The organism is Nonomuraea sp. NPDC050790, from assembly GCF_044456745.1.
GTDB lineage: Bacteria > Actinomycetota > Actinomycetes > Streptosporangiales > Streptosporangiaceae > Nonomuraea.
Window position 1 is genome coordinate 997,179 of sequence record NZ_JBITGF010000003.1, and the last position, 24,152, is coordinate 1,021,330.

The 24,152-nt window shown below is 71.1% G+C and carries 26 protein-coding genes; 11 read left to right on the forward strand and 15 right to left on the reverse strand.

Annotated features, from left to right (window positions below; translation table 11 throughout):
• Window positions 1-19: 19 nt before the first annotated feature.
• On the forward strand, window positions 20-658 hold the full coding sequence (locus ACIBEJ_RS19800) for a hypothetical protein (RefSeq protein WP_397184182.1): 639 nt from the start codon (window positions 20-22) through the stop codon (window positions 656-658).
• 151 nt (window positions 659-809) lie between these two features.
• Here the strand turns inward: ACIBEJ_RS19800 and ACIBEJ_RS19805 are convergent, their stop codons facing one another.
• From ACIBEJ_RS19805 to ACIBEJ_RS19845, 9 genes are all read right to left on the reverse strand, one after another.
• Window positions 810-2,681, reverse strand: a complete 1,872-nt coding sequence (locus tag ACIBEJ_RS19805) for a hypothetical protein (RefSeq protein WP_397184183.1) — start codon at window positions 2,679-2,681, stop codon at window positions 810-812.
• A 522-nt stretch (window positions 2,682-3,203) separates the two neighbouring features.
• Window positions 3,204-3,602, reverse strand: a complete 399-nt coding sequence (locus tag ACIBEJ_RS19810; RefSeq protein ID WP_397184184.1) for an Rv3654c family TadE-like protein — start codon at window positions 3,600-3,602, stop codon at window positions 3,204-3,206.
• Window positions 3,599-3,898 carry a TadE family type IV pilus minor pilin gene (locus ACIBEJ_RS19815; protein WP_397184185.1) on the reverse strand — a complete coding sequence of 100 codons (300 nt, stop codon included), beginning with the start codon at window positions 3,896-3,898 and terminating at the stop codon, window positions 3,599-3,601. Before ACIBEJ_RS19815 ends, ACIBEJ_RS19810 begins: the two co-directional genes overlap by 4 nt.
• 83 nt (window positions 3,899-3,981) lie before the next feature.
• On the reverse strand, window positions 3,982-4,320 hold the full coding sequence (locus tag ACIBEJ_RS19820; protein ID WP_397184186.1) for a DUF4244 domain-containing protein: 339 nt from the start codon (window positions 4,318-4,320) through the stop codon (window positions 3,982-3,984).
• A 300-nt stretch (window positions 4,321-4,620) separates the two neighbouring features.
• Window positions 4,621-5,409 carry a type II secretion system F family protein gene (locus ACIBEJ_RS19825; RefSeq protein WP_397184187.1) on the reverse strand — a complete coding sequence of 263 codons (789 nt, stop codon included), beginning with the start codon at window positions 5,407-5,409 and terminating at the stop codon, window positions 4,621-4,623.
• 2 nt (window positions 5,410-5,411) lie between these two features.
• The gene (locus ACIBEJ_RS19830) at window positions 5,412-6,104 is read right to left on the reverse strand and encodes a type II secretion system F family protein (protein ID WP_397184188.1); all 693 of its coding nucleotides are present in this window, start codon (window positions 6,102-6,104) and stop codon (window positions 5,412-5,414) included.
• Entirely contained in the window at window positions 6,101-7,252 is a 1,152-nt protein-coding gene (locus ACIBEJ_RS19835; RefSeq protein WP_397184189.1) for a TadA family conjugal transfer-associated ATPase, read from the reverse strand. Before ACIBEJ_RS19835 ends, ACIBEJ_RS19830 begins: the two co-directional genes overlap by 4 nt.
• Window positions 7,252-8,295 (reverse strand): septum site-determining protein Ssd, encoded by a 1,044-nt coding sequence (ssd, locus tag ACIBEJ_RS19840; protein WP_397184190.1) that lies wholly within the window; start codon window positions 8,293-8,295, stop codon window positions 7,252-7,254. The genes ACIBEJ_RS19835 and ssd overlap by 1 nt, the downstream gene beginning before the upstream one ends.
• A 673-nt stretch (window positions 8,296-8,968) precedes the next feature.
• Window positions 8,969-9,694, reverse strand: coding sequence for an oxidoreductase (locus ACIBEJ_RS19845; RefSeq protein WP_397184191.1), 726 nt, complete (start codon window positions 9,692-9,694; stop codon window positions 8,969-8,971).
• Window positions 9,695-9,931: 237 nt separating this feature from the next.
• Here ACIBEJ_RS19845 and acs point away from each other — a divergent pair, with 237 nt between their 5' ends.
• The 6 genes from acs to ACIBEJ_RS19875 all read left to right on the forward strand — a co-directional run bounded on the left by acs (window position 9,932) and on the right by ACIBEJ_RS19875 (window position 15,741).
• Window positions 9,932-11,905 (forward strand): acetate--CoA ligase, encoded by a 1,974-nt coding sequence (gene acs / locus ACIBEJ_RS19850; protein WP_397184192.1) that lies wholly within the window; start codon window positions 9,932-9,934, stop codon window positions 11,903-11,905.
• 145 nt (window positions 11,906-12,050) lie between these two features.
• Window positions 12,051-13,277 (forward strand): Na+/H+ antiporter NhaA, encoded by a 1,227-nt coding sequence (gene nhaA, locus ACIBEJ_RS19855; protein WP_397184193.1) that lies wholly within the window; start codon window positions 12,051-12,053, stop codon window positions 13,275-13,277.
• 31 nt (window positions 13,278-13,308) lie between these two features.
• Window positions 13,309-13,758, forward strand: coding sequence for a phage holin family protein (locus tag ACIBEJ_RS19860; RefSeq protein ID WP_397184194.1), 450 nt, complete (start codon window positions 13,309-13,311; stop codon window positions 13,756-13,758).
• Window positions 13,748-14,662, forward strand: a complete 915-nt coding sequence (locus ACIBEJ_RS19865) for an alpha/beta fold hydrolase (RefSeq protein WP_397184195.1) — start codon at window positions 13,748-13,750, stop codon at window positions 14,660-14,662. Before ACIBEJ_RS19860 ends, ACIBEJ_RS19865 begins: the two co-directional genes overlap by 11 nt.
• Window positions 14,659-15,105, forward strand: coding sequence for a DUF309 domain-containing protein (locus ACIBEJ_RS19870; protein WP_397184196.1), 447 nt, complete (start codon window positions 14,659-14,661; stop codon window positions 15,103-15,105). Before ACIBEJ_RS19865 ends, ACIBEJ_RS19870 begins: the two co-directional genes overlap by 4 nt.
• Before the next feature lie 21 nt (window positions 15,106-15,126).
• Window positions 15,127-15,741 (forward strand): pentapeptide repeat-containing protein, encoded by a 615-nt coding sequence (locus ACIBEJ_RS19875; protein ID WP_397184197.1) that lies wholly within the window; start codon window positions 15,127-15,129, stop codon window positions 15,739-15,741.
• Here the strand turns inward: ACIBEJ_RS19875 and ACIBEJ_RS19880 are convergent.
• On the reverse strand, window positions 15,738-16,928 hold the full coding sequence (locus ACIBEJ_RS19880) for a MarP family serine protease (RefSeq protein WP_397184198.1): 1,191 nt from the start codon (window positions 16,926-16,928) through the stop codon (window positions 15,738-15,740). The two genes, ACIBEJ_RS19875 and ACIBEJ_RS19880, sit on opposite strands and share 4 nt — an antisense overlap.
• A gap of 81 nt (window positions 16,929-17,009) precedes the next feature.
• Between ACIBEJ_RS19880 and ACIBEJ_RS19885 the strand changes: the two genes are divergently transcribed.
• Window positions 17,010-17,330: a hypothetical protein gene (locus tag ACIBEJ_RS19885; RefSeq protein WP_397184199.1), complete on the forward strand. Its 321-nt coding sequence runs from the start codon at window positions 17,010-17,012 to the stop codon at window positions 17,328-17,330.
• Here the strand turns inward: ACIBEJ_RS19885 and ACIBEJ_RS19890 are convergent.
• The gene (locus tag ACIBEJ_RS19890; RefSeq protein WP_397184200.1) at window positions 17,277-17,927 is read right to left on the reverse strand and encodes an NUDIX hydrolase; all 651 of its coding nucleotides are present in this window, start codon (window positions 17,925-17,927) and stop codon (window positions 17,277-17,279) included. The genes ACIBEJ_RS19885 and ACIBEJ_RS19890 overlap by 54 nt on opposite strands.
• A 197-nt stretch (window positions 17,928-18,124) precedes the next feature.
• A complete protein-coding gene (nth, locus tag ACIBEJ_RS19895) occupies window positions 18,125-18,781 on the reverse strand; it encodes an endonuclease III (protein ID WP_397184201.1) in 657 nt (218 codons plus the stop codon).
• 107 nt (window positions 18,782-18,888) lie between these two features.
• Between nth and ACIBEJ_RS19900 the strand changes: the two genes are divergently transcribed.
• The 3 genes from ACIBEJ_RS19900 to ACIBEJ_RS19910 all read left to right on the forward strand — a co-directional run bounded on the left by ACIBEJ_RS19900 (window position 18,889) and on the right by ACIBEJ_RS19910 (window position 21,348).
• A complete protein-coding gene (locus ACIBEJ_RS19900) occupies window positions 18,889-19,569 on the forward strand; it encodes a Crp/Fnr family transcriptional regulator (RefSeq protein ID WP_157248725.1) in 681 nt (226 codons plus the stop codon).
• Window positions 19,570-19,932: 363 nt separating this feature from the next.
• The gene (locus ACIBEJ_RS19905) at window positions 19,933-20,610 is read left to right on the forward strand and encodes an alpha/beta fold hydrolase (protein ID WP_397184202.1); all 678 of its coding nucleotides are present in this window, start codon (window positions 19,933-19,935) and stop codon (window positions 20,608-20,610) included.
• 189 nt (window positions 20,611-20,799) lie between these two features.
• Window positions 20,800-21,348 carry an MFS transporter gene (locus ACIBEJ_RS19910; RefSeq protein ID WP_397184203.1) on the forward strand — a complete coding sequence of 183 codons (549 nt, stop codon included), beginning with the start codon at window positions 20,800-20,802 and terminating at the stop codon, window positions 21,346-21,348.
• A 12-nt stretch (window positions 21,349-21,360) separates the two neighbouring features.
• Here the strand turns inward: ACIBEJ_RS19910 and ACIBEJ_RS19915 are convergent, their stop codons facing one another.
• From ACIBEJ_RS19915 to ACIBEJ_RS19925, 3 genes are read right to left on the reverse strand one after another with little or no spacing between them, the layout of a single operon-like run.
• The gene (locus tag ACIBEJ_RS19915; RefSeq protein ID WP_397184204.1) at window positions 21,361-21,711 is read right to left on the reverse strand and encodes a DUF3703 domain-containing protein; all 351 of its coding nucleotides are present in this window, start codon (window positions 21,709-21,711) and stop codon (window positions 21,361-21,363) included.
• Window positions 21,708-23,714: a heavy metal translocating P-type ATPase gene (locus ACIBEJ_RS19920; RefSeq protein WP_397184205.1), complete on the reverse strand. Its 2,007-nt coding sequence runs from the start codon at window positions 23,712-23,714 to the stop codon at window positions 21,708-21,710. Before ACIBEJ_RS19920 ends, ACIBEJ_RS19915 begins: the two co-directional genes overlap by 4 nt.
• Window positions 23,707-24,084, reverse strand: coding sequence for a winged helix-turn-helix domain-containing protein (locus ACIBEJ_RS19925; RefSeq protein ID WP_397184206.1), 378 nt, complete (start codon window positions 24,082-24,084; stop codon window positions 23,707-23,709). Before ACIBEJ_RS19925 ends, ACIBEJ_RS19920 begins: the two co-directional genes overlap by 8 nt.
• Between the last annotated feature and the right edge of the window lie 68 nt (window positions 24,085-24,152).

The following is a 24,152-nucleotide window of genomic DNA, read 5'->3' on the forward strand; positions in this document are numbered from 1 at the left end:
ACACTAACGTCTGTTTGTTATGAAACAGGTGTTACTGGTGGCAGCGGTGCTCATGCTCTTCGGAAGCGCCTGTTCGGCCGTCACCAAGGAGGCTCCGCCCAGCAGCCCCCAGGCCGCCCCGAAGCCGACCACGAAGTTCACCACCGTCGCTGAGGGGTGTGAGCTCCTCGAACGGGAGACCATCGCCAAGTACGTCCCCGGGGCCGCATGCTCGCTCAAGCTCCAGGACAACAGCCAGACCCAGAACGGCGACGGCGAGGCCATCCTTGAGAGGTGGCCCCGCTATGAGCCCAAGACCTTCTCGGGCGAGGCCGGGTTCCACGCCGTCGCCGAGATCGGCCTGAAGATCAACCAGGACACCTACGCCGAGAACCAGAAGTCCGCGGCCCAAGGCACTTCCGGAACGGGCTCCAGCCAACGCCCGGTCGCGGGGGTCGGCGACAAGGCGGAGCTCTACTACAGGGCAGGCACCGAGTCGGAGAACAACCTCACCATGACCACGGGAGTACTCGTGTCCAGTTGGGGCAACGCCTCCCTGTTGATCTACTACTGGCACTACCAGCCCACCGCCACCAACAACGGCGCCGGACTCAGCGAGCAGAAGATGGCCAAGACCCTCATCGCCATCACCCGAGACGTCTACGACGACCTCAGCTAGACCTCGAACGCCCGCTTTTCACCAGGAGAAACCGCACACGGCCAAGCTCCACACCCAGACTCCCTGACCGCTCAACCTCCGTTGTCACAGAACAGCGGAGCCCGGAAGCAGGTCCTTTCACACGAGGAAACGGGGTGGCCGCGGCAGAAGGTCAGCTCTCGACACGCTCGTCGGGAGTCCAGAAGTCACCCGGCTGGGGACGCTCCCAGAACCCGCTGTCCTCCATCGCCCGCGGAGTCGGCGGGAGGTAGTCATCCCAACGATCCTCAAGCCGTACGGCAGGCGCGGGCACCGACGACTCGGGCATCACGGTCACGGCTGAACTCGGCAAGGCGATGCGTACCGGCTCGTGGCGAGCGGCATCGGCCTGGTTCTGCGCGGTACGGATGTCGTCAGCGCTCAGATACAACGGCAAGGCAGCAGGCGGCTCCACACCCCCGCGTACCCCCTCACCCACCGCACCCCGCCCAGTCCCGGAGAGCTGCGACAAGCCAGCCTCCCGCGAAGTCCCGGACAACTCAGGTAAGCCAGCCTCCTGCGAAGTCCCGGACAACTCAGGTAAGTCAGTCGCCTGCGACATCCCGGGTACTCGGGACGAACCGCTCCCGGATGCGGTGGCATGCGGGTCGTCCGGCTGGTCGCGCTTCGGGCGGGTCTTGGCCACCGCCAGCACCACCGCCGGGCGGCGAGGCGCGGTCGTGGCGGGCGGGATGCCGTCGCCGGACGGCGGCCCGTCGAACCCGCCACCACCAACCCCGGCTCCCAGCCCCTCACTCGGACCACCCGCGCCGGCCAGCGACCGCCGCCGCGCCCACGCGCCGAAGTGCACCGCCACCACCAGCAACACCAGGCCAGCCGCGACATAAAGCCCGTACTGCCCCACGGTGCCCAGCGGCGACTCCGACGACTGCGCCGTCACCTGGCTGTCGGCGGGTGCCTGGCTCTCCTCGGCGGTGGGAGCGAGGCCGTCGTCCTTGGGCTGTTCGTCGGCGGTGGGCAGGGGCAGGTTGCCGTTCTTGTCGGTGTCCGGCATCGCCGGGAGCTTGGTGTCGTTCTTGGGGGCGGTGACCTTCCCGGTGGGGTTCGTGGCCTTCTTCTGGTTGTTCGGGATGGTGGGGAGTTCGTCGACGCCGTTCCTGTTGGTCTGCGGCTTGGTGGTGGGCGCGGTGGTCGCCTTCTTCGTGGTCGGCTTGGCGGCGGGCGGCGCCGGCACGTTCACGTACGCGGCCCCCGAGTTGCCAGAGGCGATCGAACCCCCGTCACCATCCCCCCGGTACGCCTTCACCGTGAACCCCACCCGCTGCCCCGCGGCCTTGGGCGGCACGGCCAGCGTCGCCTTGCAGGAGCCCCCGCCACACGCCTCGTCGGCCGACATCCGCCCGACGATCCCGGACTGCGTGGTCGCCACCTCATAGGACTGAAGATCAGGCTCACTGCCCTTGCTCCACGTCACGACAACCTTGTCCGCCCCCCGCAGCGTCGCGTCCACGCCGCTGGGCGCCGCCGCCGGTCGCCGGAGCTTGAACGTGCTCGTCTCGTACGTGCCGCCGCTGATCTCACCCCGCAGCGTCACGGTGAAGGTCCCGTTCGGCGCGTCCCCGGCGTCGAACGTCCCCGACAACGTCTGGTTCGCGCCCCCGCTGGCCACCTTCTGCCGGGGCGTGGACGGCCCTTCGACGTAGAGCGCCATGCTCAACTGCGCCAAGCGGGTACGCGCGGAAACCGGCACCGAACCACCACTGATCACCTGGCCGTCGGAAGGCGAGGTGATCTGCCCATCCTGCCCGTGGGCGGCGCCCAGCACTCCCTGCCCATGAGCACCCACCAGCCCCAGCACGCCGGCCTGCCCCTGAGCGACCACCAGCCCCCGCACGCCGGCCTGCCCCTGAGCGACCACCAGCCCCCGCACACCGGCCTGCCCCTGAGCGACCGCCTGCCCCTGCGCCAGCGCCGTACCACCGCTGAGCGCGATGGACCCGGCCACGACCAGCGTGGCGGTCATCAGTCTGCCAACCACCGTCACGACGCATCCCTTCAGGAGAGCCTCGTGCCGCCCGTCGGGCGGCCGGAAGTGCCAGTTCCCCGGCGACCATAGCGACTGAGATCCGCCGTTCCCAGGCCTAATCCACAGAAGGCATGAACCGAGGGTAAGCGCGACCTTACGCCAGATAATCCGCTCTTGGACACCGCGTCCAAGAAGTCGTGATTCGATTGCGACCTACCTCCCACCACCCCCCACAACCCCACCCATCACCCGAGCCGAGAAGCGGGCGCAGAAGGGGAGAGCATGCCCGGGACTAGGGGACGGGGTCGAGATTGAGGCGGGATCAGGGGATGGCGGGTCAGGTAGGGCGGGATCAGGGGATGGGCAGATCGAGGTTGGGGCGGGACAGGGCAGGACAGAGCGTGGGTGGGTCAGAGCGTGGGTGGGTCAGGTTGGGGGCGGGAACCGAGGGGTGGATGGGTCAGGTTGGGGGCGGGAACCGAGGGGTGGATGGGCCAGGTTGGGGCGGGGACAGCGGTCAGGTTGGGGTGGGGACAGCGGTCAGGTTGGGGTGGGGGTGGGTTCTGAGGTGATCCAGGAGGGGCCGGCTCGGGCTCGGCCGGTTACGGTGCGTTTGCCTACTCCGGGCAGGGTGATCTCTACGGCGGTCCAGATGTCGGCTGTTTCCTCGGTGATGGTGCAGCGGGTCAGGCGTACGGCGTTGGCCAGGGCCACCTTTTCGGCTTGGGCGCACGCCTGGTCTGGGGCGGCCAGGGCCAAACGGGCTGCTTCCAGGGCGCTCAGGTCGGCTGCGGCGTACGCGCGGTGCCTGGCCACGCGGACCGAGCCCACCATGGCCAAGGTCATGGCCGCCGACATGAGCAGGGCCATCAGGGCGGCGCCCCAGATCGTGGCGGAGCCCTGGTCGACTGGCCGGCTGTGCTTGAGGGTTTCGGTCATTGTTCGGTTCCTGAGGTCGCGGAGGCGGTCACGGTGACGGCTGGGAGGCGGGTGGCCCAGGCGGGGCGTACCTGCATGGTGATCTCGACCTTGGTCTGCCGGCCGGAGCGGGTGATGTGGATTCCGGCTTCGGGGCGGGTGGCTGATCGGGCGGCTTCTTGGACCTTGTCCAGGGGTTCGCCTCGGGCTGCGGCTCTTGCCGCGGCTCTGGCGGCGTCCACGCATTCCAACTGGGCGCCTACTGCCTGGATGGCCCAGAGGGCGGCGGCCAGTACGACGATCAGGGCGGGGAGCATGGCTGCGGTCTCGGCGGTTACGGAGCCTCTCGATGTGGGGGTGGCGGCCCGCGCTTGCGTTGGACGCCACCAGGTACGCCTCGTCACCCGGCCGAGTTGAGTGCCCGGTCCACCAGGGCGGTCAGGGCGTCCAGGATCTCGGGGCTGTTGATGACCTTGATGAGCAGAAGTGCGAAGGCCACCGCGGCGAGGGTGCCCACTGCGTACTCGGCCGTGGACATGCCGGCGTCACGCCTGGGCATCGGGCGGCGGGATCGGGTGCCGGGTGGGGTGCTGGTCTCGGGTTCGACCTCGGGTTCTGGGGTGGCGGGGGCGTCGTGGCCAGGGGGTTCGGAGGGGGCGGGAGGTTCGGTAGGGCCGGGGGGTTCGGTGGGGGCGGGGGGCTTGGCGGCGATGTCTCGTTCAAGGGTGGTGACGCTCATCTGGGCCTCCTGGTGTTGGGCGCTGGGGTTGACCGGCGCGGGAGTCCAAGAGTCGCGGAGTGGGGGTGGGTGGCGATCGGCCGAACGGGATTCTGTGGACGAGCCCCCGGCTGCGTGCACGGCTGTGGACAAGCCGCCCCGGGGTACGCGTGCGGCTGTGGACGAGCCCCCGGGTGCGTGCACGGCTGTGGACGAGCCGCCCCGGGTGCGTGTGCGTGCCCCTGCGTGCGTGCGCGGCTGTGGACGCGCCCTTCGCGCGTGTTGCGAGTGCGTGCACAGGTGTGGACAAGCGGGCGAGGGTCAGGGCAGGACGATGGTGGAGGCCAGGCCGGCGATGATCGGGACTACGCCCAGCAGTACGAACGCGGGCAGGAAGCACAGACCCAGCGGTGCCACCGCCTTCACCGCCACCCTGCGCGCAGCGGCCAGCGACGCGGCGCGCGACTCTTCCCTGGCGTCGTCGGCGAGGCGGGTGAGGACGTCGGCCACCGGCGCCCCGCTCAGCGCGGCCCTGGTCATGGCTCGGGCCAGCGGTGCGGTGGCGGGGTCGCGGGCCAGGTAGGCCCAGGTGGGCTCTGCCTCGGCCCCCAGCCGCAACTGGGTCCTCACCCACGACAGGCGGGTCGCCAGCGGACCGGGTACGGCCTCGGCCGCAGTGTCCACGGCTGTGCTGACCGGTTGGCCCGCCATCAGGCAGGCGACCATCAGGTCCGCGGCGAAGGGCAGATCGGCCTCGACCTTCCGGCGTTCCAGGCGGACCACCTGCGGCTCCTGCCGATGCAGGACCCAACCGGCCCCCATGGAGACGAGCACTCCGGCGGCCACCCCCACCAGCCCCCCGACCGCCAGCCCGGTCAACAACCCGGCGCAGGCCGCGTAGACGAGCGTGCGCCGGTCCGGCGGCCGGCGATCCGGACGTTCGAACCACCGGGGCGCACCTTCCCCAGGGTCACGCCCCAACCCCTCACCGGAGGACCGCAGGAACCGGTCATCAGGAGGTCGCAGGCGGAGGAGGCGGCGGGCAGGGGTGTCGGCAGGTAGCCAGCACCAGGCCGCCGCAGCGGCGAGCAAAGCTGCGAGCACGTACATGGTCAGGAGTCCAGCGCCGTCCTGGCCATGCGGCCGGTCCACCACAGGCCGCACGCGTCCAGCGAGATGCCCGCCACCAGACAGGCGAACCCAGGCAGCCCACCGAACAAGAAGTCGAGGGGACGCATCCCCATCCCCGCCGCCATCCCCACACCCAGCACAGGCAACCCGGCCAGCAACCTGGCCGTGGCCCGCGGCCCGGCCAGTTGGGCGGCGACGTCCTGCCGGTGCGCTCGAGCCGCCCGCAACGCCATGGCCACCCGCTCCACCAGGGCAGCCATCCCCGCCCCCACACCCACCCCGACGCTCCAGCACGCCGCCAGCCGCCGCAGCCCCTCACCGCCCTCCGGGGGAGCCGCGGCCACGAGAGCAGCGGCCACGTCGCCGCCGTCCCGCGCCGCCGCCGTCACCTCGCGCAGGTCGCCGGGCACGTCGACGGCCGCGATGGCCCGTGCCAGCGCCTCCCCCGGCGTACGCCCGGCCACCAACTCGGCCGACAACGCGTGACAAAGCTCGATCGAGGCCCGGCTCCAGTCATCAGCCACCCGCCCCGGCCGAGAAATCCGGAGCCGAAGCCCAGGCCCACGATCACGGCCCAGCACCCTGGCCAACCGGGCCGCGGGCGCGAGGCGAGCCCCGCCCCACACCCACACGAACCCGCCCACCGCCAGCGCGGCCACCACCACGGCGCTCACAGAACCTCCTCCAGCCGCCCGAAAGCCGGTCCAGCCAGCCCGCCACCCGCCGCGGGAAACGTCATGGCCGTCCGGGCCTCCACCAGCCCAGAAGGGGTGCGCTCCAGCAGGCAGATCTCCGCCACCCGCCGCCGTCCGTCGGCCCGGCTTCTGGCCAGGTGGACGACCACGTCGAGCGCGGCGGCGAGCTGGCTGTGGACCGCCTCCCTGCTCAGCCCCGCCGCGCACCCCAGCGCCTCCAGCCGCGCCGGCACGTCGCCCGCCGCGTTCGCGTGGAGGGTGCCGCAGCCGCCCTCGTGCCCGGTGTTGAGCGCCGCCAGCAGATCGACGACCTCGGCGCCCCTGACCTCGCCCACCACCACGCGGTCCGGCCGCATGCGCAGCGCCTGCCGGACGAGATCGCGCAGCCCGATCCCGCCCGCGCCCTCCAGGTTGGCCGGGCGGGACTCCAGCCGGACCACGTGCGGGTGCTCGGGACGCAGTTCGGCGGAGTCCTCGACGAGCAGCAGCCGTTCGCCGGGATCGGCCAGGGACAGCAGGGCGGACAGGAGCGTGGTCTTGCCGGTGCCGGTGCCGCCGGTGACCAGGAAGGCGAGCCGGGCGGCGACCATGCGGCCCAGAATCGCCGCGGCCTGCGTGGACAGCGTGCCCGCGGCCACCAGCGTGTCCAGCGTGAACGTCTGCCTCGGTGGCAGGCGCAGCGAGACGCACGTCCCGCCGGAGGCCACGGGCGGGAGGACCGCGTGCAGGCGTACGCCGCCCGCGAGCCGGGCGTCCACGTACGGGCAGGCGTCGTCCAGGCGGCGCCCCGCAGCGGCGGCCAGGCGCTGGGCCAGCCTGCGCACCGCGGCATCGTCGGCGAAGGCCACCCGGGTACGGCGCAGCCCGCGCCCGTCGTCCACCCACACCTCACGTGGCCCGTTGACCAGGACGTCGGTGACCTCTGGAACGGCCAGCAGAGGCTCCAGCGGCCCGGCCCCGATCAGGTCGGCGCACAGGGCGCGGGCGACGGCCAGGATCTCGGCGTCGCCGTACACGGACTTCTCGGCGCGCAGGGCGAGCGCGACCTGGGCGGCGCTCGGCTCGACCCCGGTGCGCGCCAGGCGGGCGCGCACGGCCTCGACCAGGTCGGCGGGCGGGGACTCCATCAGCGGTCCTGGGCGAGCGTGTGGACGAGGGCGGCGCACAGGCCGCCCAGGGCGGTGCGCGGCCCGAGGCGTGGGAGTTCGCCGCGGTTGAGTACGGCGGACAGGCGCGAGTGGTCGGACAGGGTGCCGGCGAGCGGGAGGTCCAGGCTCTCGGCCACGGCCCGCTCGTCGAGGACGCCGGGTCTGACCACGGCCCTGATGTCGGAGGTGTGCTCGCGCAGGTCGTGCACGACCTGCGCGGTGGCGAGGACGCCGCGCACGTCCGCCGTGGCCACCGCGAACGTGGTGTCGGCCCTGGCCAGGGCTTCCACAGCGGCGGGGTCGAGGTGGCGTGGCAGGTCGACCACGACGAGGTCGAAGCCGCGCCGCCCGGCTTCGAGGACCGCGCGCATGGCCGCGGGTGGAATAGGCGCGGCCCGTCCCCTTCCGAAGCTCAGCAGGGCCAGGTCGCCGAAGGCGGGCAGGGCGGCGCGGAGCGCGCCCGCGTTGACGCGGCCCTCGCGGGCCAGCAGGTCGCTCCAGCGGGCGCCCGCGGCCTCCTCGCGGCCCAGCAGCGCGTCGATGCCGCCGCCGAGCCGGTCGGCGTCCACGAGGAGGGTGGCGAGGCGGTCGGACGACGCCTTCAAGGCCAGACACGCGGCCAGCACGCTGGCGCCCGCGCCGCCGCGCCCGCCGGCCACGCAGGCCACCACACCCGCGCGGGATGCGGGCTCCAGGGCCTCCGCGAACTCCTCCACCAGGCGGCGCTCGTCGCCGGGCAGGTCCATGACGGCCTGGGCGCCGACCTCCACGCAGCGCCGCCAGGCGGCGGGGTCGGCGGGCTCGCGGGCGGCCAGGAAGACGCGCTCGCGCGCGGGCGGTGCGGTCTCGGCCACCTGCTCCGCCAGGTCGTCGCCGACCACGACCACGGGGGCGATGCCCCAGTAGGGGCGGGCCACGGCCGGGCTGGGCGCCACGTCGAGCTGTGTGCCCGCCGCGGCGGCCACGCGGACGAGGTCGTCGAGGAGGTCTTGGTCCTCGGTGATGACCAGGGGACGGTGCAATGGATGCCTCCCGGGGGGTTGGGAGGACAACCATGCGGGAGGGCGGGGGTGGGGGGTGGGGCCGAGCGGGGTTCTGTGGATGGGCCGCCGGCTGGGGAAAAGGGGCGACCCCCGCCGGGGGGGAGAGCGGGGGTCGCCTGATCGGTCCGGCTCCGGGGGGGTAGAGCCGGTCCCGTTTCAGAAGAAAGCTTTCAACACTTAACCAGAGCATGGCAAGGGACTTGCAATGCAAACCCGTGCACAGTCGCTCCAGTTTCGGGAGATACCACCGTATGCTGCCCGATCGACTCGAGTTTCGTCGAGGAGCAATCTCGCATTTTCGCTAAGTTTTTTCCCCGGGAGCTAACGATCACATAAAGGAGATCACTCAGCGTGATCATCACGGGAAGGTCACCCCGAGGCCCCTCCCGGACGGACCGCAGAGGTCGGACCGGTGCGCCACGCCGCAGTAAAGGTCTTGGTCCCAGGGGTTCCCATCAGGCCGAATCCGACGTAGAAAGGGGACACGGACCACTTGTCCGGGTGCGTCAGCCGGGTACCCACGCGCGACCAGCCGCGGGAGGCGCGTCGAGACGGGCTTGACCCGATCCGACGAATACAGGTGCACGCTTGGTAACCCGGTGTGATGCGCGGCAGACGGCGTCTCACGAACGAGGCGCCGTCAGCTATGTCATCACCCGCGCTGCATGGCCTCGCAGATCGCCGTCGTCTCCCTGACCCCGAGGCTTACCGCGGAGGCACACTGGCGTACCCACTGGGCCACCCCGTCGGAGGAACCCCGCACGTACGCCTTCAGAGCGGCCTCGTAGTCCTGCTCCAGGTGTCCCACCTCGACCGCGACGATCGACTTCGGGTCCAGTCCGTACTCCACCAGCGTGAGGCGCTCGGCGGCCCGCGCCACCACGCCGTCCGCGCTCCCGAAGGGCCGCAGCACGGCCAGCTCCGCGTGCACGATCGCGGCCAGGACCAGGGCCGCAGCCTTGGTGGGCGTCTCCAGGAGGCCGTAGAGCATCTCCAGCCTCGGCCCCGTCACCAGCGGCCGCCCCAGCGCGTCCGCGTCGACGAGACCGGCCGCGGCGACCGAATGGAGGCGGGCCAGCACCTGCCGGGGGGCCTTGCGCCAGGTCGGGCCGAGCCTGCCGACCTCGGCAGAGGCCCGTAGCGCGCCCTGGACGAGCGGGTCGGAGACCTCGTCGCGGCGCAGCGCGTCCAGCGTGACGTCGGAGCCCTCCAGCGCCGCCGAGGCCCGCGCGCCGCGCAGGGACGACTCGATGGACACCGCGGGACGGGCTCTACGCAACACCCGGTGCCGGTAAAGGCGGTCGACGGCTTCACGGGCCTCCTCGACGGCCTCGGGAACGCCGGGAAGCTGTGCGACTGCGGCCAGAGGGTCACTCACGCGTCCGACCTTACCTGTGGGTAACTCTCCGGCCTGCGAGGGGGCCCATAAAGCCAGACAAATTGGCCCGTTCCATCATTCTATGATTTCAAGATGACAACGGTTCAATTGCGACGGTAATGCGGTCGGATAAGCGCGGCGACCGGTCCGGACCTGTCTAGACCTCTTGTGTGAGCTGCCCGCCACCTGGTGAAGTGGGACACGACCTAACCAATCTGGCCATAGAAGGAGCACGAGGTGGCCCCGGAAACCCCTGGCACCGAGCCCCAGGCGCTGTCGAACCTGCTGCAGGAGAACCGCAGGTTCGCACCACCCGCCGACCTGGCCGCGGCCGCGAACGTGACCGCCGCCGCATACGACGAGGCGGCCGCGGACCGCCTCGGGTTCTGGGAGCGTGCGGCAGACCGTCTGACCTGGGCCAAGCGCTGGGACACCACGCTGGAGTGGAACCCGCCGTTCGCCAAGTGGTTCACCGGCGGGCAACTCAACATCGCCTACAACTGCGTCGACCGCCACGTGGAGGCCGGGCGGGGTGACAAGGTCGCCTACCACTGGGAGGGCGAGCCCGAGGGCGACAGCCGTACCCTCACCTATGCGGACCTGCAGCGGGAGGTCAACAAGACCGCCAACGCGCTCCAGGAGCTGGGCGTCGCCAAGGGCGACCGCGTGGCGATCTACATGCCGATGATCCCCGAGCTGCCCATCGCGATGCTGGCCTGCGCCCGCATCGGCGCGGTCCACTCGGTGGTGTTCGGCGGGTTCTCGGCCAGCGCGCTCAAGAGCCGCATCGACGACGCCGACGCCAAGCTGGTCATCACCGCCGACGGCGGCTACCGCAGGGGCGCGCCGTCCGCGCTCAAGCCGACCGTGGACGAGGCCGTGGCCGAGTGCCCGCAGATCGAGCACGTGCTCGTCGTCCGCCGGACAAATCAGGAAATCGCCACCAACGACCGCGATGTCTTCTGGGCCGACATCGTCGAACGGCAGAGCGATCAGCACACCCCCGAGCCGCACGAGGCCGAGGACCCGCTGTTCATCCTCTACACCAGCGGCACCACCGGGAAGCCGAAGGGCATCCTGCACACCAGCGGCGGCTACCTCACCCAGACGTCCTGGACGCACAACGCGGTCTTCGACCTCAAGCCCGAGACCGACATCTACTGGTGCACGGCCGACATCGGCTGGGTGACCGGACACTCCTACATCGTGTACGGCCCGCTCGCCAACGGCGCCACCAGCGTGATCTACGAGGGCACCCCCGACACCCCGCACCGCGGCCGGTTCTGGGAGATCGTGCAGAAGTACAAGATCACGATCCTGTACACCGCGCCCACCGCGATCCGGACGTTCATGAAGTGGGGCGACGACATCCCCGCGAAGTTCGACATGTCCTCCCTGCGCGTTCTCGGCTCCGTGGGCGAGCCCATCAACCCCGAGGCCTACGTCTGGTACCGCGAGCACATCGGCGGCAGCCGTACCCCGGTCGTGGACACGTGGTGGCAGACGGAGACCGGCGCGATCATGATCAGCCCGCTCCCGGGCGTGACCAGCGCGAAGCCGGGCGCGGCGATGCGCCCGCTGCCGGGCATCGTCGCCGACGTGGTCGACGACCAGGGCCAGAGCGTGCCCAACGGAGGCGGCGGCTACCTGGCCATCCGCGAGCCGTGGCCGTCGATGTTGCGCACGATCTGGGGTGACGACCAGCGCTACATCGACACCTACTGGTCGCGCTTCGAGGGCATGTACTTCGCCGGAGACGGCGCCAAGCGCGACGAGGACGGCGACATCTGGCTGCTCGGCCGGGTCGACGACGTCATGCTCGTGTCCGGCCACAACATCTCCACCACGGAGGTGGAGTCGGCCCTGGTCAGCCACCCGAAGGTGGCCGAGGCGGCGGTCGTGGGCGCGACGGACCCGGTCACCGGCCAGGCCATCGTCTCCTTCGTCATCCTGCGCGGCAGCGCGGAGGAGAGCGAGGACATCGGCGCCGAGCTGCGCAACCACGTGGCCAAGACCCTCGGCCCGATCGCCAAGCCGCGCCAGATCCTGATCGTGCCCGAGCTGCCCAAGACCCGCTCCGGCAAGATCATGCGCCGCCTGCTGCGCGACGTGGCGGAGAACCGCAGCATCGGCGACGTCACCACGCTGGCCGACAGCACCGTGATGAACCTCATCTCGGAGAAGCTCCCGTCCGCCAAGAGCGAGGACTGAGCCCCAGACAGAGGAAAGCCCCCATGGCGAGGACTATGGGGGCTTTCCCATGTTTGCGGGTACATTTATCACGGGTGTGCCGGGAAGTCTGGTCGGCGACAGGGGGAACCGACCCCAAAACCGCCACTCCCGAGGGGGAACCACGTTGCGCCGCGCCGCCGAGATCTGGCCGTTCCGGCCCACCGTCCGCTACGCCCGCACGCTCGCCGAAGCGCTGCGCGCGGAAACGATCGGCGGCATCGTCATGCTCGTGGCCACGGTGGCCGCGCTCATCTGGGCCAACGTCTCCTACGAGAGCTACGCCGCCCTCCGTGACACCAAGATCGGCCCGTCGGCGCTCCATCTCGACCTCGAACTCGTCAAATGGGCCCAGAACGGCCTGCTGACCATCTTCTTCTTCGTGGCCGGGCTGGAGGTCAAGGAGGAGTTCGTCCACGGCGAGCTCAGCAACCTGCGCAAGGCGGCCCTGCCGATCATCGCCGCGATCGCCGGCATGATCGTCCCGGCGGCCGTGTTCCTGCTGGTGAGCTGGGGCGCGCCGGACGCCGGTCGAGGGTGGGCGATCCCCACCGCGACCGACATCGCCTTCGCCCTGGCCGTCCTCGCCGTCACCGCCAGCGCGATGCCCGCGGCCTTGCGGGCGTTCCTGCTGACCAGCGCCGTCGTGGACGACCTCGGCGCCATCTCCATCATCGCGATCTTCTACACGGAGAACCTCAACCTGATCATGCTGGCCGCCGGGGTGGCGGTGATCGCCCTGTACGGGTTCCTGCAGTACAAGCGGGTCACGGGGTTGTGGATCTACCTGCCGCTGGCCGTGCTGGCGTGGTACTTCGTCGAGGTCAGCGGCGTCCACGCGACCGTCGCCGGCGTGGCGCTGGGGCTGCTCACGCGCGTGTGGGCCGAGGACTCCGAGGAGCGCTCGCCGTCGGAGACCGCCGACCACTACGTCAGGCCGCTGTCGGCGGGCTTCGCGGTTCCGGTCTTCGCGTTTCTGTCGGCGGGGGTGCAACTCAACTCCTCCAGCCTGAGCGGTATCTTCTCCGATCGGGTAGTTCTGGGGGTGGTGGCGGGCCTCGTGCTCGGCAAGTTCCTCGGGGTCTTCGGCGGTGCGTGGCTGTCGGTACGGCTCGGCCTGGCAAGGCTGTCGGACGAGCTGCACTGGCGGGACATGGCGGCGGTGTCACTGCTGGCCGGGATCGGGTTCACGGTGTCGCTGCTGATCGGCGGCCTCGCCTACGGACACGATCCGCAGCGTGCCGACGCCGTCACCACCGGAATCCTCGCGGCCAGCCTCATCGCATCCGTTCTGGCCGCATTGCTTCTCCACCTCCGGGTACGCAATCGCCGCAGGGCGCTGGATGATGTTTGACACGGCCACCAGGCCCCGATAGGAGACGTTCATGCAGCAGACCACGGAAGAGGAATCCCTGGGCTCTCTCGTCGCCCAGGCGAGCCAGCAGATCTCCACGCTGGTCCGCTCGGAGATCGAGCTGGCCAAGGCCGAGCTGAGGTTCGACGCCAAACGCGTCGGCACGGCCACGGGCCTGTTCGCCGCGGCGGCGTTCATGGCCCACCTGTGCCTGATCCTGATCTCGTTCACGATCGCGTACGTGCTGGACCAATGGCTGCCGACGTGGGCCGCCTTCCTCATCGTGACGGTCTTCTACCTGCTGGTCGCGGGGCTGCTGGTGTTCATCGGCATGCGCAGGCTCAAGGGGTTGGCCGGCATGAAGCGCACCGCGCGCTCGATCAAGGGACTCAAGGAGATCGCCGACCCGGACGAGGCTCCCGCGCCGACCGCGGGCCTGGCGGGCGCGCATCGCGAGCCGGTGAAGCCAGATGGCACCTGACGAGGCGTTCGTCCAGATCGAGGGGCCCTGGACACATCGCGGCGTCCACGCCGGCGGCACCCGCTTCCACGTCGTCGAGGCCGGGGACGGGCCGCTCGTCCTGCTGTTGCACGGCTTCCCGCAGTTCTGGTGGACCTGGCGGCGCCAGCTCGTCTCCCTGGCTGCCGCCGGCTACCGTGCGGTCGCGGTCGATCTGCGCGGCTACGGCGGCAGCGACAAGCCGCCACGCGGCTACGACCTGCCCACGCTGGCCGGCGACGCCGCCGGCCTGATCAGGGCGCTCGGCGAGACCCGTGCGATCGTCATCGGCCACGACTGGGGCGGGCTGCTGGCCTGGACCATGGCCGCCATGGACCCCAAGATCGTCAGCAGGCTGGTCACCGTCGGCGCGCCGCACCCGCTGCGCCTGCGCCGCACGCTGCTCAACCCCGGACAGTTCAGGGCCAACCGCCACGCCCTGAGCTTCCAGTTGCCGATCCTGCCCGAGCGGCGGCTCGTCGCCCGCGACGGCGCGCTCGTGGGCAGGCTGCTGGACGCCTGGTCGGGCCCCGGCTGGCCCGAGGAGGAGACCGGCCGCACCTACCGCGAGGCCTTCCGCATCCCCGCGGTGGCCCACCTCGCCCTGGAGTACCACCGCTGGTTCGGCCGCTCCCAGTTGCGGCCCGACGGCTTCCGCTACGCCAGGGCCATGCGCACGGAGGTCGAGTCGCCGACCCTGCAACTGCACGGCGCGCTCGACACCTGCGTCCTGCCGCGCACCGCGCAGGGCTCCGGCCGGTACGTCGCCGCGCCGTACCGCTGGAGGCTGGTCGAGGGAGCGGGGCACTTCCCCCACGAGGAGACCCCCGAGAAGTTCGACGCCGAGCTGCTCGGGTGGCTAGCCGACCCGGAGCCTGATCGATGAGAGACCGCGACAGCGAGGGCAGGCCGCGCAACGCGCGCCCCCGCGACGAGTTCGGCCGTCCCATGCCGTACGGCGCGGCCGGGGTCGCCCGCGTCCCCGACGACTACGCCCCCACCACCGAGCAGGCGCTCGACGACGGCCGCCGGTTCCTGTCCGAGAAGAAGCCGTTCCACGCGCACGAGGTGTTCGAGGGCCGCTGGAAATGCGCCCCCGACGACGAGCGCGAGCTGTGGCAGGGCCTGGCCCAGATCTGCGTCGGCCTGACCCACCTGCAGCGGGGCAACGGGCGCGGGGCCCTGACCCTCTTCAGCCGCGGCGCCGCCCGCATCCAGGGGTACGGCCCGCCGTACGACCAGGTGGGCAGGGCGGCGACGGCGTTCGGCGAGGACAGCGACGCGGGCGAGGCCATCGCCCTGATCCTGCGCGAGCTCGAACTGTCGTAACCCGCGGCTAGCCTGACGGGCATGGCCGAACGCAAGCACGGGGTGCCCGCCCCGCCCACCGAGTCCGCGATCAGGTCAGGCGAGTGGGACGGTCGTGACCTGGACCACGAGACGTTCCGCCGCGTGTTGTTCGTCGACGTCGACATGACCGAGATGATCAACCGCGGCTCGACGTTCGAGGAGTGCACGTTCTCGCAGGTGCGCTTCAACGTCTCCGAGCACGACGACTCCAGCTTCGTCAACTGCACGTTCCGGCGGTGCTCGTTCTTCGACGCCACGTTCAGGGCGTGCAAGTTCACCGGCAGCATGTTCGACGGCTGCAGCTACGGGCTGCTGAAGGTGGAGGGCGGCGACTGGTCGTTCGCCGGACTGCCCGGCGCCGACCTGCGCGGCAGCGCCTTCCACGGGGTGCGGCTGCGGGAGGCCGACCTGACGGGGGCCCGGCTGGAGAAGTCCGAGCTGCTGCGCTGCGACCTGTCGGGAGCCTGGCTGCACAGCGCCGACCTGACCTCCTGCGACCTGCGCGGCAGCGACCTGGCCGCGCTCGACCCGCAGGTCACCACCGTCAAGAAGGCGGTCATCGACTCCTTCCAGGCGACGGTCGTGGCCGCCGCGCTGGGCTTCGACGTGCGCTAGTCGCAGCGCTGCGTGCTGGCGGGCCTGACGTCGGTGCGCCCGGCCACGGCGTCGGGGCGTACCTCGTCGGCGGTCAGCACGTAGCCGGTCTCCTCCTGGCTGATGGCCGCGGCGAAGATCACGCCGAAGACCTTGCCGTCCACGGTGAGCAGCGGGCCGCCGGAGTTGCCGGGCAGCACCTTGCCGCGGATCTGGTAGACCTGCCGGGTGACGTTGGTGCTGCGGTAGATGTCGGGGCCCCTGGCGGGGGTCTTGCTGCGGATGCGGGCCGGCTCGGCGGTGAAGCCCTTGCCCTTGGGGTAGCCGGCGATGATCGCGCTCTCCCCGCTCCTGGCCTGGCCGTCGAACTCCAGGTCGGGCAGGCCGAGCTGCGGCACGTGCAGGATCGCGATGTCGCGCTGCGGGTTGTAGCGGACCACGGTCGCCGCGTGCTTGTTGCCGTCCTGGTCGACGACCTCCAGGTCGCGGGTGACGCCGGCGACCACGTGCGCGTTGGTCATGATCCGGTCGCGTTCGTAGACGAAGCCGGTGCCCTCGATGTGCTTGTTGCAGCTCTCGGCGTTGCCCTGCACCTTGACGATCGAGGCGCGGGCCTTCTTCAGCTTCTCGCCCTGCAGCACGCTGACGTCGGGCGGCGAGACGTCCACCCACTGGTCGCCGCCGATCGCGTCGAACACCGGCGGGAACTCCGAGTTGTCGATGAACTGCTTGAACGGCTGCTGCCAGTTGCGCGCGGCCTGCGGGATCGCCTCGTCGACCGTGGTCAGCAGCAGCGAGTCCTTCACCTGCGAGACCAGGGGCGTGAACGACGTCGAGACGATCAGCGACCCGATCAGCCACGCGATGACCAGCACCGACAGCGCGCTGGAGAACGTGCCGCCGACCGCGTCGGCCAGCTTCGCCGGCTCCCAGGTGACGTGCGAGCGCACGACCGCCCCGATCGTCGAGGAGGCGAACTGGCCGATCGTCGCCGTCAGGAAGACGATCACGATGGCGAGCAGTGCCTGCTCGGTGGGCCCGCTGACCACGGCCTTGGAGATCGGCGGCGCGATGAACACCCCGAGCACGGCCCCGCCCACGAACCCCACGAAGCTCATGACGCCGATGATGAAGCCCTGCCGGTAACCCGAGATGCCGAAGGCGATCACGAGGCCGATCAAGATGAGGTCAAGCAGATCACCGCGCACGCTTCAAAGGTAACCAGCAACCGGGTCAAGTGTGCACGCCTTCGCCCAGGACAGCCTTACCCTCCGGGCTAGCGTGACGGCGTGAGCGTGCGCGAACTCGTCGAGGCGGCCCTGACCGACCCCGATCCCGCGGGACCCGTCCGGAGGCGTGCGATCAGCGCGCTGCGAGCGCGTGGGGACTCGGAGTCCTTCACCCTGGCCAGACGCCTGTGCGCGGCGGAGAGCGCGGCTGAGCGGCTGCTGGGGGTGCACATCATGGCCGACCTGCCCGCCTTCCGGCTCCGGTCGCTGCCGATCCTGCGCTACCTGGCCGTAGGCGACGACGATCCGCGCGTACGGCACGCAGCCCTAACCTCGGCGGGCCAGCTTGACGGCCTCGGGCGGAAGATCCTCGGTCACTGACGGGTCCCACGGCCGCGCGAACCCGCTCATCCCCAGCACCCCGTCCAGCAGGCTCGCCGTGAACCCCCACACCAGCATCCCGCGCACCCGGAACGCCGGGCCCGCGTAGCCGCCCGGATGCCGCAGCGTGAACCGGTTGCCGGGATCCACCAGCTCCGCGACCGGCACCCGCTCCACCGACTCGACCTCGTCCGGAGCCGCCGCGTGCACCGCCGACGGCGTGTGCCACCAGCCCAGCACCGGGGTGACCCGGTTGTCGCTGCGCCAGATGTAGACCTCCGGCATCGTGCACACGACCGTCACCCCCTGGGGCAGCAGCCCGGTCTCCTCCTCCGCCTCCCGGAGCGCGGCCCGCACAGGACCGCCGTCCTCCGGGTCCACGCCGCCGCCGGGGAAGGCGGGCTGGCCGGCGTGCCTGCGTCCGCGCGAGCTGCGCTGGATCAGCAGCACGTCGGGCCCGAGGGGGCCCTCGCCGAACAGCATCAGCACCGCCGCCTGCCGGCCGGCGCCGTCGGCGGGCGGGCGCATGTCTCGGGGAGGTTGCGTGCGTACGGCTTCCGCCGCCAGTTGGTCGAGCCAGTCGGGCACCTGCGTCACGAACACCCCAACGCGATCGAGGGCGGACAGCTTCCCGCCGGTTTCCCCGGGGTCCCTTCCCCTGGGTCCTTTCCCATGCTCACGCCCAGGGTCCCTTCCAGGGGCTCACTCCCGGGGTCACTTCCCGGGGTCACTTCCCGGGATCACTTCCCGGGGTCCATTCCCCGGGGCTCACTCCCGGGGTCCATTCCCGGGGTTCAGGAGAAGGGGCCGGGTCTGACGAGTTTCTGGGCGGCCTTCTCCTCCGTGGGGCCGGTGCCGTACGAGGGGCAGAGGGCGGCCAGGGGGCACACGCCGCACGCGGGCTTGCGGGCGTGGCAGATGCGGCGGCCGTGCCAGATGACCCGGTGGGAGAAGATCGTCCATTCGCGCTTGGGAAGGAGCTCCGCGACCACGTGCTCGATCTTGACCGGGTCGGTCTCCTCGGTCCAGCCGAAGCGGCGTACCAGGCGCTGGAAGTGGGTGTCGACGGTCAGGCCCGGCACGTCGAACGCGTTGCCGAGGACCACGTTGGCGGTCTTGCGGCCGACGCCCGGAAGGGTGACGAGATCTTTGAGCTTGCCGGGGACCTCGCCGCCGTAGCGGTCGCAGACGGCCTGGGCCATGCCGATGATCGAGTTGGTCTTGGCGCGGAAGAAGCCGGTCGACTTGATGATCGTTTCCATCTCGGCGCGGTCGGCCGAGGCATAGTCCTGCACTGTCGGATATTTCGCGAAAAGGGTTGGAGTAACCATGTTGACCCTTTTGTCCGTACACTGCGCCGAGAGGATCGTCGCGACCAGCAGCTCGAGCGGGTTACCGAAGTCGAGCTCACAGTGGGCGTCGGGGTAGGTTTCCGCCAGTATGCGATTCATCCGGCGCGCCCTGCGCACAAGGGCGAGTCTCGACTCAGTGGGCATCTCCCTAGCCTAAGTGTGTGGCGGGGAGTGGGGTGCGTCACAATGGCAGCAGAGGAGGCAGAGTGAACACCGAAGACGTGCTGGGCAAGGCCCCCCTGTTCGCCGCGCTCGACCGTGAGAGCGCAGCGGCGCTGCGCACGAGCATCACCGAAGTCCAGCTGTCCAAGGGACAGACGCTCTTCCACGAGAACGAGACGGGCGACCGTCTCTACGTCGTGCTCGAAGGCAAGATCAAGCTCTCCCGGCAGTCCCCGGACGGCCGCGAGAACCTGCTGAGCGTGCTCGGACCGAGCGAGATGTTCGGGGAACTGTCGCTGTTCGACCCCCGGCCGCGCACCGCGACCGCCACGGCTCTGACGGATGTACGGCTGGCCGGACTCGGCCACGACGACCTCCGCCCCTGGCTGACCGGCCGCCCCGAGGTGGCTCTGCACCTGTTGCGGGCGCTGGCCCAGCGGCTGCGGCGTACCAACGACGTGCTGGCCGACCTGGTCTTCACGGACGTGCCCGGACGGGTGGCCAAGCAGTTGCTCGACCTTGCGGAGCGCTTCGGCACCAAGACCGACGACGGCCTGCGCGTCCACCACGACCTGACCCAGGAAGAACTTGCCCAGTTGGTGGGCGCTTCGAGGGAGACGGTGAACAAGGCACTGGCCGACTTCGCCCAGCGAGGCTGGCTGCGCATCGAGGCCAAGGCGGTCGTCATCCTTGACATGGACCGCCTCCACAACCGCTCCCGCTAAAGACAAGGTCCTCACGGGGGGGCGCGCTACGCGCGAGAGGGCTCAGGCAGTTCTGTGTGGGGGCCAAGCCCCCACACCCCCAGGCCAAAGGCAAGGTCCTCACGGGGGCGCGCTTCGCGCGAGGGCGCTCGGGCGTCCTCAGTGGGGGGCCAAGCCCCCCACACCCCCAGCCAGGGCCTCCGGCCCCGGACCCCGAGCGTTGCCCCGGGCCCTCCAAACCCTTCGGGCGCAAGGGCCAGGTCAGGCAGAAGCCACCAAGCCTGCCATTCCCGATGAAAGCACCCAGTCCGACCGGCTCGCACAGTCCAAAGCACGGGCGAAATCGCGTTGCCGTGGCGGCCGCCGGGCCGACAGAGTGCCACGATGACGGAGATCCTTCTGTTGCCCGGCGGTGGGCGGACGTCCACGGACTGGCGGCTCGCCGCGCCGCTACTGGAGGCGGCAGGGCTGCGCACAGTGGCGGTCGAGTTGCCGGACCTGGGCTCATGGTCCTGGGCTGGAGCCGTCGAGTCCGTGGGTGAGGCGATCAACGCCCACGGATTGGAGCATCCCGCGGTCGTCGGGCACTCGCTGGGCGGCATCGTCGCGGCCCTGTGGGCCTCAGAGCATCCCGAGTGCCCGCTCGCGGTCAATCTGGACGGACATACCAATCCCACCGGACCCTTCGACGGAGTCGACTCGGTCGGTGCCGAGCACACCATGCGCGCCTTCCTCTCCGAACAGACGGCGGGCGATCCGGAGATGACCCACTTCATCGCGCAGATGGACGCGCTTGACCTCATCGCCGTCTACCGGGCGGCCCGCTGCCCCCTCCTCGTCGTCTCCTCCAGCGGCGCGGACCTGAGCGCGATGTTGCCTCCAGCCGTCTCAGCGGCCTTCGACGCCTACGTCCGCGGCTTCGCTCGTGAACTGACAACCGCCGCCGAGCAGACTCCGCTGCTCTCCCTCGCCGACCTGACCACCGGCCACGACATGCATCTGGAGGCTCCACACGAAGTGGCGCACCTCGTCCTCGGCCACCTGAGATCCTCGGCCGCCTGAGCTCCGGCCACCAGGGCCTCCGGCCCCGGACCTCGAGCGTTGCCCAGGAGTGTCCGATCCCCTAGTCCGACACAGCAAGGCTGGGCAGAACCACGGGCCCAGGGTGCGCACAGCAGCGGGGGTGGTGACGGCGAAAAGCAAGCCCACGGTTGCAAGTGATCATCAAGCGCCCCTGACTAAGGTCAAGTTGTGACCGGACGATGGCAGATGATCGCGGCCCTGACCTTATGCGTGGCGCTCTTCTCAGTGAACTGGACTGTCCTGAACGTCGCCCAATCCACCATCTTCTTAGACCTCGGCCTGACCCAGCTGGCAGACATCCTGCTGACCTACGCCTACCCCGCCGGCCTCCTGGCCGTGCTGATCCCCATCAAAGGCCGCCTGGGCACGCTCCTGTGGGGCATGGCCGGCTTCGGGCTGGCGACGGCGGCCGGCGCCCTGGCCGTGAACGGTGAGATGCTCATCGCCTGCCGTTTCGCTCAGGGGCTGGCCGCGGCGGTGGTGCTGCGGGCCGGGTACGAGCTGGCCAAGGTACATTTCCGCGACACCACCTGGTGGCCGGCGGTGGCGATTCCGGCGGTGGTGGCCGCGCTGGGGCTGACGGCGGGACCGGTGCTCGGTGTGATCATCACCGAGTTCCTGTCGTTCCGGTGGATCTTCCTGGTCGCCGTGCCGCCGACCGTCGTCGCGCTGGTGACGGTGGGCCTGTTGACGCCGCGGGGCCGTCCCGCGCCGTGACTCCGGCCGGGGTCAGGTGGAGCGCAGCAGCGGTGCCAGGTCGGGCGGGATCGGCATGGGCTGGGTGAGGGGCACCGTGGCGCGGCCGGTGTTGCCCTCGGGGTATCGACCGAGCACGGAGCCGGGCGCGGCCACGATGATGCGTACCACCTGACCCAGCGCCTCGCGGCGATCACGCTGACGCACGGCCAGGGCGAACATCGACAGGTGGTTCACGGTGTGCGGCCACGGCCAGGGCTGGGAGACGATGTGGGCGCGCTCCAGGTGCCGCCACCGTTCGTCGGGGTCGGTGGTGGTGCGCGCGGCGCGCATCTCGGCGCGGTAGGCCGCGCGGACGTGGGCGGGCATCGGGCGGCCGATCATCGGGTTTCCTCCTGAGGGGTGGGGGCGCGGCATCCGTCGGTGCTGCCGGTTGCCGGAAGGCCGACCGTCTGCAGGATCGGGAGCGGAGCCGGCTTGGGCTGGGCGTGGTCGGCGGTGCGCAGGGCGGGATGCCGGGGCAGGCGCGTACGGCGTCCGGCGCGGATCCCGTTGCCGATGACGAGGACCTCGGCCAGTTCGTGGGCGGCGACGACGGTGGCCAGGCCGAGAACGCCGGCGGCGGCCAGCGGGACCAGCGCGACCAGGATGCCGCCGGACAGCAGGAGGTTCTGGGTGAAGATGCCGCGAGCCGCCCGGGTATGGGCGATGGCGTCCGGCAGCCGCCGCAGATCCGCACCCATGAGGGCGATGTCGGCCGCCTCGATCGCCACGTCACTGCCCATGGCGCCCATCGCGATCCCGGCGTCCGCGGTGGCGAGGGCGGGGGCGTCGTTGATGCCGTCGCCGACCATGGCCACCGCCCCGCGCGCCCTGAGCTCGGTGACGATCCTGGCCTTGTCGGCGGGCAGCAGTTCCGCGCGTACGTCGGTGACGCCCGCCTCGGCGGCGATGGCGGCGGCGGTACGGGCGTTGTCACCGGTGAGCATGACGACCTCGACACCCTGCCGCCGCAGCATGGCGACCGCCTCGGCCGCCTCAGGCCGGATCTCATCCCGTACGGCTACCGCGCCGAGCAGTACCTCGTCGTGCTCGACCAGCACCACGGTCGCCCCCGCGTCCTGCAACCGGGCCACATCCCCCGCGAGCGGGCCGGAGGCGACGAACCCTGGCTTTCCCAGGCGAGCCGGACGCCCCCCGACCGTCCCCCGCAGACCGTGGCCGGGCACGGCCTCCACCTGCTCAGCCACCCGCGGATCCGGCCAGGCGGCCAGGATCGCGGCGGCCAGCGGGTGCTCGCTGCGGGCCTCCAGGGCGGCGGCGACGGCCAGCACCTGGTCACGGGCACAGCCGGGCGCGGCGACGACGTTGATCACTGCGGGCCGGTTGCGGGTCAGCGTGCCGGTCTTGTCCAGAGCGACGATCTTGACCTTTCCCAGGGCCTCGACCGCGGCCCCACCCTTGATCAGTACGCCTGCCCTGGAGGCCGCGCCGACGGCGGCCACGACGGCGACCGGGACCGACAGCGCGAACGCGCACGGCGCGGCGGCCACCAGCACCACCAGGGCGCGTTCGATCCACACGCCGGGGTCGCCGAGCAGGCTGCCTCCGGCGGCGATCAGCACCGCCAGGACCAGCACGCCGGGCACCAGCGGCCGGGCGAACCGCTCGGCCAGGCGCTGACCGGCGCCCTTGCGCTCCTGGGCCTCCTGGACGATGTGGACCAGGCGGGCCAGCGAGTTGTCGCGCGCGGTGGCGGTGACGGTGATCTCCAGGGCTCCGGTGCCGTTGACCGTTCCGGCGAAGACCTCGGCGCCGGGACCCGTCTCGACGGGTACGGACTCGCCGGTGACGACCGAGGTGTCCAGTGCGCTCCGGCCGGAGGCGACCACGCCGTCGGTGGCCAGCTTCTCGCCGGGCCGTACCAGGAGGAGGTCGCCGACGCGCAGGCCGGCGGCCGGGACCTCGATCTCGGCGCCCCCGCGCAGCACGCGGGCGGTCGGGGGCGCCAGGTCCAGCAGCGCGCGCAGGCCGTGCCGGGTACGGGCTATCGCGTAGCCCTCCAGCCCCTCCGCGATCGCGAACAGGAAGGCCAGCGTGGCGGCCTCGCCGTACTCGCCGAGAGCCACGGCGCCGGCGGCGGCGACGGTCATCAGCAGGCCGACGCCGAGCCTGCCCCGCAGGAGCGCGCGCAGCGCGCCGGGGACGAACGTGGCCGCGCCGACGAGCAGGGCCGTCAGTTGCGACAGGGTCGCCCAGACGCCGGGGGCGGGCAGGGAGGCCAGCAGCAGCGCGCCCGAGACCGCGGCGGCCTGCAGTTCGCGCACCTGCCAGATCGGCGCGGGGGCTGGGCCGGGGGTGTCGGTGGTGCAGCACGCGTCAGGCATGGGGCTGCCCGTAGTCGCCGGGCTCGCAGTGTTCGCCCTCGGGGGTGTGCGCGCCCTGGTCGACCAGCAGTACGAGGGAGGCCAGCTCGGCCAGCGCGTGGGCGAGCTTGGCGTCGGCCAGCTCGTAGCGGACCCGCCTGCCCACCGGAACCGTGCGCACCAGGCCGCAGCCGCGTAGGCAGGCGAGGTGGTTGGAGACGTTGCCGCGGGTCATGTTCAGCCGCTCGGCGAGGTCGGCGGGGTAGGCGGGCGCGTTCAGCAGCTCCAGCAGCAGCCTGCGCCGGTTCTCGTCGGCCAGCGCGGTGCCCACGCGGGCCAGCGCCTCGGCGTTGACGGCGACGGCGAGCGCATGCGGGTTGGGGCTCTCCATGCCTGAACAGTACAGCCAATCCTGAATTAAGCCAATGCTGAATCATTCCGGTTGTTCGCCAGGAGGCA